We start from the raw sequence: 10,447 nt of genomic DNA, 5'->3' as shown, positions 1-10,447 counted from the left end.
CCCGCCCCGCCCGCGCCTGGTGCGCCCTGGCGGCCGGCATCGCCCTGACCGCGGCGGCGCTGAGCGCCGCCGCTCCGGAGCCGGCGACCGCCACGGAGCCCGCCGCGACGGACACCGGCGGCGAGCCGGCCGCGCCGCTGCCCGGATACGAGCTGGCCTGGGCCGACGAGTTCGACGGCGTCAATCCCGACGGCACCGGTCTGAACACCGACGACTGGTACTACCGCGAGGGCGAGAAGGTCATCTGCTCGAACAGCCCGGACAACGTCACGGTCTCCGGCGGCCTGCTGCACATCGCGTTGAAGCGCGAGGACCGCAACGGCATGCCGTACACCTGCGGCGGCGTGATCAGCACGGAGTGGTTCGGCTACGGCTACTACGAGACCCGCGCCCAGCTCTGGGGCGACCAGGGCTTCCACTCGGCGATGTGGACGACGGGACTCGGCGACAGCATGCCGGACGCGCCGCTCTACAAGGGCCCCAACAACCGGGTGAACGAGATCGACGGGTTCGAGATCGACTCGCACGCCCCGGACCGCGTCCAGCACCACTCGCACTGGTTCGTGCCGCAGCACATCGGCAACCAGGGCGGCGTCTACGTCGGCCCGGACAGCTCCGACGGCTACCACACCTACGGCTTCGAATGGCTGCCGAACGAGATCCGCTGGTACGTCGACGGCGTCCTCGCGCGGGTGCAGCCGTACGCGGGCCCACACGGGCTGCAGAGCATCTGGCTCACCACGCTCGGCTACACCGCACCGGTCGACGAGTCCAACCTGCCCGGCGTCACCACGTGGGACTACTTCCGCTACTACGCGCCGGCCGACGACGGCAACCGAGCGGCACCCGGCAGCATCGTCGTCGACAACGGCGAGCCCGGCTACGCCGAGACCGGCGGCTGGGAGGACACCGGCGAGGCGTTCGGCTATCAGGACCGCGAGACGCGGCGGTCGACGGAGTCCGGCGCGACGGCGGCGTGGACCCCCGAGGTCGACCACGCCGGCGAGTACGAGGTCTTCGTCTGGAACCCCAGCTTCCTCGCGACGGGGCACACGGCCGCCCGCTACACCGTCACGCACGCCGGCGGGACCACCGACGTGGTCGTCGACCAGCGCACGGCCGGCCAGCGCTGGGTGAGCCTCGGCTCGTACGAGCTGACCCCGGGCGGCGGCCACGGCGTCCGCGTGGCCGGCGACCCGGCCGGCGCCGGCACCCTGCGCGCCGACGCGGCCAGGTTCACCCCCGCGGTGGTCGTGGACGACGCGGACCCGGGCTACTCCGAGACGGGGACGTGGGCGGGGTCGTCGACCGTGACCGGGTGGCTGAAGACCGGCACCCGTTACGCCAGCGGTTCGTCCTCCACCGCCCGCTGGACGCCCGTCCTGCCGGCGACCACCACGTACGACGTCTACGCCTGGACGCCCGGCAACCCGCTGAACACCGGCGCCGCGCGGTTCACCGTCGCCCACGCCGGCGGCACCACCGAGGTGCCGGCGGACGGCGTCGTCGACCGGTGGACGCACCTGGGCCGGTTCTCCTTCGCCGCCGGCACCGGCGGGTACGTCGAGCTGGGCAAGGACTACGGCGTCACCGGCTTCCTGCGGGCCGACGCGGTCAAGTTCGTCCCGGTGCCGACGGCCGATGACACGGCGCCGCCCGCGCCGGCCGGGGTGAACGGGACCGTCAACGCGATCCCGGCCACCGGCGACGCCGTCCTGACCTGGCACTGGCGGCGGGTCAACGACCCCGACGTGGTCGGCTACCACGTGTACCTCGACGGCCAGCGCGTCACCTGGCAGCCGGTGCAGCGGTCGTGGTTCCGGATGCGGGAGATGCTGGCCGGCCAGCGCTACGAGATCACGGTGACCGCCGTCGACAGCGCCGGGCGCGAGTCGGCGCCGTCGCGGCCGGCGCCGGTGCGCATCCCGGTCGACACGCGAGCGCCCGCCGCACCCACGGGGCTGGCCGGCGAGGCGGCCAACGGGCGAGCCATCCTCTACTGGTCGCAGAACGCCGAGGTCGACCTGCTCGGCTACAACGTCTACGCCGACGGCGAGCTGGTCAACACCAAGGGGCCGGTCGGGCACATCGCGGACCCGAGCTTCACCCGGCTGGGCTTCCCGGTCGAGGACCTGGCCAACAACCAGCCGCACCAGCTGGAGGTCCGCGCCGTCGACCTGTCCGGCAACGAGTCGGCGCCGGCCGCCGTCTCCGTCACGCCGCTGCCGATGAGCATCGTCGGCATCACCGACTCCGGCTACTCCGAGCAGGGCACGTGGACGGCGTCGAGCGTGGCGGGCTGGCTGCGCTCCAGCACGCGCACCAGCAACGTCACGACCGCGACGGCGACCTGGCGGCCGGACCTGCCGACGGCCGGCGGCTACGACGTGTACGCCTGGGTGCCCAACCACACCAACAGCACCACGGCCGCCCGGTACACCGTCACGCACGCCGGCGGGCAGAACGCCGTCGACGTCGACCAGACCACCGGCGGCAACCAGTGGATCCTCCTCGGCCGGTACGACTTCGCCGCGGGGACGGCCGGGGACGTCACCGTCTCCAACGCCGCCGGCCGCGGCTACCTGCGCACCAGCGCGGTGAAGTTCGTACCGGCGCCCTGACGGTCAGGCCCGGCGCAGCCGCAGCGTCACGATCTGGAACGGCCGCAGTCGAAGCGTCACGCCATCACCACCGGTGACCAGCGCTGACGCTTCGACCGGCCGCTCCAGCAGGTCGGTCTCCTCGACCCCTGCCACGGGGAACGACGGTGTCAGCGTCGCCGTCGCGCGTCCGCCGCCGGCCTCGTAGAGCCGGACCACGACGTCGCCGGACCGGTCGTCGGCCAGCTTGACCGCCGACACGACCACCGAACCGCCGGACACCCGGACCAGCGGCTCGACCGCGTGACCGGCGCCCTCGACCAGCCGCGCCGGCAGGTTCAGCGCGTACCCCTCGCGCACCGCGTCGCCGATCGTCGCGCCCGGCGCGAGCGAATACCGCAGCGTGTGCACGCCCTGGTCGGTCTCCGGGTCCGGATAGCGCGGCGCGCGCAGCAGCGACAGCCGCACAGTGGTGGTCGTCCCGCCGGCCGGCGCGGCCGAGCGCCGCACGTCGTGACCGTAGGTCGAGTCGTTGACCAGCGCGATCCCGTACCCGGGCTCCTCCAGGTGCACGAACCGGTGCGCGCACACCTCGAACTTGGCCGCGTCCCACGACGTGTTCTCGTGCGTCGCGCGGTAGTGGTGGCCGAACTGCGTCTCGTACGCCGCGCGCTGCGTCTGCACGTCCAGCGGGAACGCCGCCTTGAGGAACTTCTCCCGCTCGTGCCAGTCGACCTCGGTCGTGACGTCGACCCGCTGTGCGCCGGGCTCGAGGGTGATCTCCTGGACGACGTGCGAGTCGCCGAAGGTCCGCGCGACCCGCACCGTGGCGCCGTCGGCGCTGAGCTCGTCGACGGCGACGAGGTCGGTGACGGTGTTGCGGTAGAACTCGTCGACGTCCCAGGCGTCCCACTGGTTGGGCAGGTCCGGGTGCAGCTGGAGCAGGTTGGCCGGACCGGCGAGCACCTCGCGCCCGGCCTCCAGGTCCAGGACGGACGTGAGCAGCCCGCGGCCGTCGACGGTCACCCTGAGCAGGCCGTTGTCGAGGACGTAGCCGCCCTCGGCCGGCGTCACGGTCGTCGTCGCACCCGCTGACGGCGCGGCCGGGGCCGCCGCGAACGCCGGGACGTCGCCGCGGCCGTGCGGCGCCGCGTTGAACACCATCGGCGTCCCGCCCTCGCCGGCCAGCGCGCGCTGCGCCCGTCCGATCAGCTCGGTCAGCTCCGCGGCGATCCGCGCGTACTGCTCCCGCGCCTCGCGGTGCACCCAGGCGATCGAGGAGCCGGGCAGGATGTCGTGGAACTGGTGCAGCAGCACCTGCTTCCACATCCGGTCCAGGTCGTCGTACGGGTACTCGGCCAGCCCCGCGACGGACGCCGTCGCCGACCACAGCTCGGCCTCGTGCAGCAGATGCTCGCTGCGCCGGTTGCCCTGCTTGGTCTTGGCCTGCGACGTGTACGTGGCGCGGTGGATCTCCAGGTACAGCTCGCCGGACCACACCGGCGCGTTCGGATACTCGGCCTCGGCGGCGGCGAAGAAGTCGGCCGGCTTCTCGATCGTCACCCGCGGCGAGCCCTCCAGGTCCGCCGTCCGGCGGGCCTGGGCGACCATCTCGCGGGTGGGGCCGCCGCCGCCGTCGCCCCAGCCGAACGGGACCAGCGAGCGGTTGGCGTCGGCCTTGTCGCGGAAGTTGCGCACCGCGTGCGCGAGCTCGCCGCCGGACAGGTCGGAGTTGTAGGTGTCGACCGGCGGGAAGTGGGTGAAGACGCGGGTGCCGTCGAGGCCCTCCCACCAGAACGTGTGGTGCGGGAAGACGTTCTGCTTGTTCCACGAGATCTTCTGGGTGAGGAACCAGCGCGACCCGGACAACGCCACCAGCTGCGGCAACGCCGGCGAGTAGCCGAACGAGTCCGGCAGCCAGACCTCCTGGGTGTCGATGCCGAACGTCTCCAGGAAGTACCGCTTGCCGTGGACCAGCTGCCGGGCCATCGCCTCGGAGCCGGGGAGGTTCGTGTCCGACTCGACCCACATGCCGCCGACGGGCACGAACCGGCCGCCCTTGACCTGCGCGGCGACGCGTTCGAAGACCTCTGGACGATGCTCCTCGATCCAGGCGTACTGCTGCGCCGACGACATCGCGTAGACGAGGTCCGGGTACTCGTCGAGCAGGCTCACCACGTTCGCCGTCGTGCGCGCGACCTTGCGGACGGTCTCGCGGAGCGGCCACAGCCAGGCGGAGTCGATGTGCGCGTGCCCGACGGCGGACAGCCGGTGTGCGCTGGCGTTGGCCGGCTTGGCGAGGACGGGGGCCAGCTCGGCCCGGGCGGCGGACGCCGTCGCCTCGACGTCCTGCAGGTCCAGCGCGTCCAGGGCCCGCTCGACGGCGCGCAGCAGCTGCCACCGTCGCGGCTCGCCCTCGGACAGCTCCGGCATCAGGCTGCCGATCGCGGCCAGGTCCTGCCACAGCTCCCACACGTCGGCCTTGAACACGGTGACGTCGGCGCGCAGGACCCGGTACAGCGGCTCGGTGCCGGCGGTCGCCTTCTCGCCCAGCAGCGTGGGGGTGAAGATCATCTCGCCGCCGGTCAGCACCTGCGGGTTAGCGGCCGCCTCGACGTAGAGGTCGATCCGCTCGCCGCCGACAGCCGGGTCGGCGACCGGCACCCAGGTGTTGCGCGGGTTCAGTCCCTTCACCACGGTGCCGTCGGGCCGGTACACCAGCCCCTCGGCCTGGAAGCCCGGCGAGTGATCGGCCCAGCCCAGGTCGATGACCAGCTCCACCCGGCGGCCCGCGGCGGCCGCCGGCACCTCGCCGGTCACGTGGAACCACGACGTCCCCCACGGCGGTCCCCAGCGATCGCCGGCCGCGGCCGGGACGTAGCGGCCGTCGGCGACCGCCTCACCGCCGGGCAGCGCGACCTGCGGCGGGACCGGCTCGCCGCCGCCGCCGTCGACGTGCCAGACGGAGAGCGTCAGGGGTGCGAGCGTGCGGTGGACGGCGGGCTTGAGCCGCTGATTCAGGACGCGGCGCAGACGGTTCTCGACCAGGGCGCGATTGTCGTGCATGCGGGCCAACGTTACGGCGTTGTGGGAACGACCCCACATCCGGGCCGGGCCCTGGCGCCGCCGCGCCGGCTCAGTCCGTGCACCGGACCGCGTCGACGTCCCCGGTCAGCTCCGACGTCGTCAGATACCCGCACCCGTCGACGGTGTACGCGACGGTCTCGGCCTGGAGCACGCTGCCGGCCGGGACCCGGCGCAGCGGCCAGTCCGGGAACTCCGCGACGTCGGCACCGGGCGCCGGCGCGCGGTACTCCAGCACCTCGTCGTAGGTGCGCAGCAGCACGCGGCCGGCGCCGAGGTCGGCGGACGCGTCGGTGACGACGTTGCCGACCAGCCCCGCGAGGAACCCGCTCTCCGGCTCGGGCAGGACGATCTCGCCCAGCAGCGCCAACTCGCCGCCGTCCGCCGGGCCGCGGTACAGCCGGGTGCTGCCGGTCTCGCCGGTGTCCTCGTCGAACGGCGCCTTGCTGACGATCAGCGGCCGGCCGTCGGCGTCCACGACCAGCGCCTCGGCGTCGGTCGGCCCGTCCTCGTACGTGTACTCCAGCGCGTCGGCCTCGACGCTGGCCGGCGGATCGTCCAGGTCGGGCTCCGGCGCCCGGTGGACGGTGACGTGGTCGCGGCCAACGTGGTCGCCGATGTCGCCGACGTACAGGCACGACGACGCCGGGTCGTCGCCGCACGGTCCGACGGCGAGCGCCTCGGCGTTCTCGGTGTCCATGCCGGCCAGCTCGATCGTGGCGACGAGCGTGCCGTCCTCGCGCACGGCCGCGACCTGCGTCGTGCCGGGCTCGTCGCCGACGACGTAGTACAGCCCCGGAGTACGGACGCTCGCGGCCATCCCGCTGACCTCGACGACGGTGTCGTCGCCGAGCGTGCCGACGGTCTCGGCGTCGCCGTAGCAGGGACGGTCGCAGTCCGGCGACGGGTCGGACGACGGCGCCGTAGCCGTCTCCGGAGAGGGGTCCGCACGGGTTTCTTCGGGAGCACCCCCGCCGGAGGGTGAGCCGGTACCCGTCGAATCCGGGTCCGAGCCGGAGCAGGCCGTGAGCTGCAGGAGCGCCGCAAGCGTCACGACAAGCACACGACTCCCCGTTGCCCCACGTGTCACGGAGCCGGGCAAAATTTTTCCTCGTTCCCTTCGCCAATCGCCGTCACCGGACATAGCCTCGTTGTCAAGAGCGGCACCATTCTCGCCCCCCGGGGTGGTGCCGCTCGGTCGTCTTCCCACCAGGGCGAGTCGCCCCGCCATCACACTGGTGCCGCTCGGTCGTCTTCCCACCAGGGCGAGTCGCCCCGCCATCACACTGGTGCCGCTCGGTCGTCTTCCCACCAGGGCGAGTCGCCCCGCCATCACACTGGCGCCGCTCGGTCGTCTTCCCACCAGGGCGAGTCGCCCCGCCATCACACTGGCGCCGCTCGGTCGTCTTCCCACCAGGGCGAGTCGCCCCACCATCACACCGGCACCGCTCGGCCGCACCCCCAGCCGGGCGAGTCGCCCGGTTCAGGCCGAGGCCGCGTCCGCCACCTGCTCGGCCAGCCCGAGCACGTCGCGCACGACTCGCAGCAGCTGCGGCCGCAGCTCCGCGTTCGAGACGTCCGGCAGGGCCAGGATCGCGACGATCACGCCCAGCGCCGCCGACGTGCGCACCCGCTGCTCCAGCGACAGGTCGCCGTTGGCCAGCAGCACCGCCAGCCGCTCGTCATTGGCGCGCATGCGGTCCAGCAGCGTCGAGTTGGCGACGCCGGCGAGGTCGTTCATCGCGTACGTCGCCACCCGCCGGTGCGCCAGCAGCAGGTCGATGTAGCGCTCGACGAGCGTCAGCCGCCAGGCCGGGTCGCCGATCGCCGCGGGGTCCGATCCCGCGTCCGCGATGATCCAATCCTCGCCGTCGACCATCGGGCGCAGCAGGTCGTCGAGGATCTCGACCTTCGTGCGGTAGTGGTAGTACACGGCCGCCTTGGTGATGCCGAGTGCATCGGCGATCTCGCGCAGCGTCGAGCGCTCGTAGCCCTGCCGCGAGAACAGGTCCAGCGCGACCTCGCGGATGTTTCCGGCGGTGTCCGCGCCGGTTCGTCCCTCGTCGGTCATCTCCGTCGCCGCCTCGCTGATCGGGAAGTGAGGGCGGCCACACAATACGTTAACTACTTGCCGGCCGACAAGTGCGGTCGTAGCGTGAGACTCAGACCACTTGTCGGCCGACAAGTAGAGGCAACTTCAAGGGGGCGCTGGCGCTCCTGGCACGTCGCCAGCATGGAGGACCGATGGCCTCGGACACCTTGTCGCGGCACCCGCCCACGCTTCGCCGCGTTCGCACCAACTCACGACTCGCCACGGCCGCGAAGGAGATCGGTTTCCTTCTCTCGGCCGCGCTTCTCTACACGCTGGTCCGCGGCCTCACCAGCGGCCGCGTCGACGCCGCGTTCCGCAACGCCGAAGACGTCATCTCCTTCGAGAAGACGCTGGGCATCCATGTCGAGACCGAGCTGCAGAGCCTCATCCTCGACCACGAATGGGCGATCGACGCCGCCAACAGCTTCTACATCTACGGCTACTGGCCGGTGTTCGTGCTCACGCTGGTCTGGCTGATCGCCCGCCGGCCGGTGGCGTACCCGTTCTACCGCAACGCGCTGCTCGCATCGGGCGCGTTCAGCCTGGTCATCTTCGCGTTCTATCCGCTCGCCCCGCCGCGTTTCCTTCCCTGGCACGACTTCGTCGACACCGTCTCGCTCCAGGTGCCGACCTACCGCGACATGAGCTCATCCAGGCTCGTCAACGAGTACGCCGCCATGCCGAGCCTGCACTTCGGCTGGATCCTGCTGCTCGGGATCGCGTGGGTGGCGCTGTCGCGGGTCCTGATCGTCCGCATCGTCGGCGCGACGATGCCGCTGCTGATGTTCGCGGCCATCGTGCTCACCGGCAACCACTACGTCGTCGACGCGGTCGTCGGCGGCATGGTGGTCGTGGCCGGGCTCGGCGTCGCGGTGCTGATCGAACGGTTCAAGCGCGAGCGAGCGGTCCGGGCCGCCATCCACGATGCCCAGGACTCGGCGGACGACGGTCCGGATCTGGACGGGCCGTCGGGTGGCGCCGCGATCCCGGCGCAGCGCACACCGAACCTCTCCCGCGTCCGCTGATCCCATACGACGCCGACGGCGACGGGGGCACCGCTGACCCCGTCGCCGCCGGCGTTCTGTTGGTTCGGTCAGGGCGCGGCCGGCTCCAGCACCTCGTCCTCGACGACGGGCTCCGGGCCGGCGTCTCCGGCGTCGCGCTTGCGGCGCTTGAACACCATGACCGCGAGCCCGGCGATGGCGACCCCCGTCACCAGCGTCAGGCCGGGGCGGAACTGGTCGAACGTCGCCGCGCTCATGCCGTCGGCCGAGTGCGACCCGGACGTCACCAGCGCGGTCGTCACGGCGAGCACCACGGCGCCGCCGATCTGCCCGGACGTCTGGACCAGGCCGGCCGCCAGCCCCTGCTCGGAGTCGTCGACCCCGGCCGTGGCCTGCGACATCAGCGCCGAGAACGCGAGCATGAATCCGAGCCCGATCAGCACGACGCTGGGCAGGATGTCCGTCACGTAGCTGGGCGTCGGGTCGTCGCCGGCGACGAGGAACCACAGGTACGCGACGCTCAGCGATACCATCGCGGCGACGATCGGCCGCTCCGTGCCGTACCGGTCGATCACCCGGCTCATGTACGGCGAGCCGAACGCGACGATCAGCCCGGCCGGGAGCAGGGCGAGCGCCATCCGCAGCGGCGACCAGCCCAGCGCGGCCTGGAAGTAGATCGTCAGCATGAACTGGAAGCTCAGGTAGGAGCCGAACAGCGCGATCATCCCGAGGTTGGCCCGCACGATCGTGGCGATCCGCAGGATGCCGAGCCGCACCAGGGGGTGGGCCATCCGCTGCTCGATCAGGACGAACGCCGTCAGCAGGGCGATCGCCAGCACGAACAGCACGATGGTCATGGGGTCGGCCCAGCCGCGTTCCGGCGCGGACACGACGGAGTAGACGGCGAGCAGCATGCCGGCGGTCAGCGTCGCGGCGCCGGCGAGGTCGTGGCCGCCGGAGTCGGCGGGACGGTCGCGCGGGATCAGCGCGATGCCCGCGACCAGTGCCAGGATCGCCAGCGGCACCGGCATGAGGAAGTTCCACCGCCAGCCGGCGCTGGTCAGCAGGCCGCCGAGGATGAGCCCGGACGAGTAGCCGCTGGCGCCGAAGACGGCGAAGATCGACAGCGCCTTGTTGCGCGCCGGTCCTTCGCGGAACGTGGTGGTGAGGATGGACAGCGCTGTGGGCGCGGTGAACGCGGCGGCGACACCCTTGACGAACCGCGTGATGATCAGCGTCGTGCCGTCGTCGACGAGGCCGCCGACGAGGGACGCGGCGGCGAAGACGGCGAGCGCGATGAGGAAGACCCGGCGGCGGCCGAGCAGGTCGGCGGTCCGGCCACCGAGGAGCAGCAGCGCTCCGTAGCCCAGGACGTAGCCGTTGACGATCCACTGCAGCGAGGTCGTCGACAGGCCCAGCTCGGTGCCGATCGACGGGAGCGCGATGCCGACCATCGAGACGTCGAGGCCGTCGAGGAACATCACCAGGCACAGCACGGCGAGGACGCCCCAGAGCCGCGGGGTCCAGCGCTGGTCGTCGTGTGAAGCAGAGGTCGAACGCGGTGCGGTGGTAGCAGTCACGGGGAGAGACGTTACATGCGCACGCATCAATTGCACAAGCATTAAATGTCCTTGCATGCGTGTGCTCGCGGTGTTAGAGTGCGCTCC

At 72.0% G+C, this 10,447-nt stretch carries 6 protein-coding genes; 2 read left to right on the top strand and 4 right to left on the bottom strand.

Annotated features, from left to right (window positions below):
* The coding region (locus C1I92_RS01570; RefSeq protein WP_111252890.1) for a golvesin C-terminal-like domain-containing protein at positions 1–2,621 on the top strand (2,621 nt) is incomplete at its 5' end.
* A gap of 3 nt (positions 2,622–2,624) precedes the next feature.
* On the opposite strand, the gene C1I92_RS01565 is transcribed toward C1I92_RS01570, so the two are convergent.
* The 3 genes from C1I92_RS01565 to C1I92_RS01555 form a co-directional block, all read right to left on the bottom strand.
* The gene (locus tag C1I92_RS01565; RefSeq protein WP_111252889.1) at positions 2,625–5,666 is read right to left on the bottom strand and encodes an alpha-mannosidase; all 3,042 of its coding nucleotides are present in this window, start codon (positions 5,664–5,666) and stop codon (positions 2,625–2,627) included.
* A gap of 70 nt (positions 5,667–5,736) precedes the next feature.
* Positions 5,737–6,738, bottom strand: a complete 1,002-nt coding sequence (locus C1I92_RS33605; protein WP_158563885.1) for a hypothetical protein — start codon at positions 6,736–6,738, stop codon at positions 5,737–5,739.
* 429 nt (positions 6,739–7,167) lie between these two features.
* The gene (locus C1I92_RS01555; protein ID WP_111252888.1) at positions 7,168–7,755 is read right to left on the bottom strand and encodes a TetR/AcrR family transcriptional regulator; all 588 of its coding nucleotides are present in this window, start codon (positions 7,753–7,755) and stop codon (positions 7,168–7,170) included.
* 173 nt (positions 7,756–7,928) lie between these two features.
* On the opposite strand from C1I92_RS01555, the gene C1I92_RS01550 reads away from it, so the two are divergent.
* Positions 7,929–8,801, top strand: coding sequence for a phosphatase PAP2 family protein (locus C1I92_RS01550; RefSeq protein WP_111252887.1), 873 nt, complete (start codon positions 7,929–7,931; stop codon positions 8,799–8,801).
* A 68-nt stretch (positions 8,802–8,869) separates the two neighbouring features.
* Here C1I92_RS01550 and C1I92_RS01545 read toward each other — a convergent pair whose 3' ends face one another.
* On the bottom strand, positions 8,870–10,387 hold the full coding sequence (locus C1I92_RS01545; RefSeq protein WP_111252886.1) for an MFS transporter: 1,518 nt from the start codon (positions 10,385–10,387) through the stop codon (positions 8,870–8,872).
* Between the last annotated feature and the right edge of the window lie 60 nt (positions 10,388–10,447).

Source organism: Jiangella anatolica, assembly GCF_003236295.1.
In the GTDB taxonomy this organism is placed as follows: Bacteria; Actinomycetota; Actinomycetes; order Jiangellales; family Jiangellaceae; genus Jiangella; species Jiangella anatolica.
Note: the sequence above shows the minus strand (reverse complement) of the source record. Positions and strands in the feature narration are given on the sequence as shown.

Excerpts from the sequence above, each read along its gene's own strand:
- C1I92_RS01555 (WP_111252888.1), bottom strand. The coding sequence starts at position 7,755 with ATGACCGACGAGGGACGAACCGGCGCGGACACCGCCGGAAACATCCGC.
- C1I92_RS01565 (WP_111252889.1), bottom strand. The coding sequence starts at position 5,666 with ATGCACGACAATCGCGCCCTGGTCGAGAACCGTCTGCGCCGCGTCCTG.
- C1I92_RS01550 (WP_111252887.1), top strand. The coding sequence starts at position 7,929 with ATGGCCTCGGACACCTTGTCGCGGCACCCGCCCACGCTTCGCCGCGTT.
- C1I92_RS01545 (WP_111252886.1), bottom strand. The coding sequence starts at position 10,387 with ATGCGTGCGCATGTAACGTCTCTCCCCGTGACTGCTACCACCGCACCG.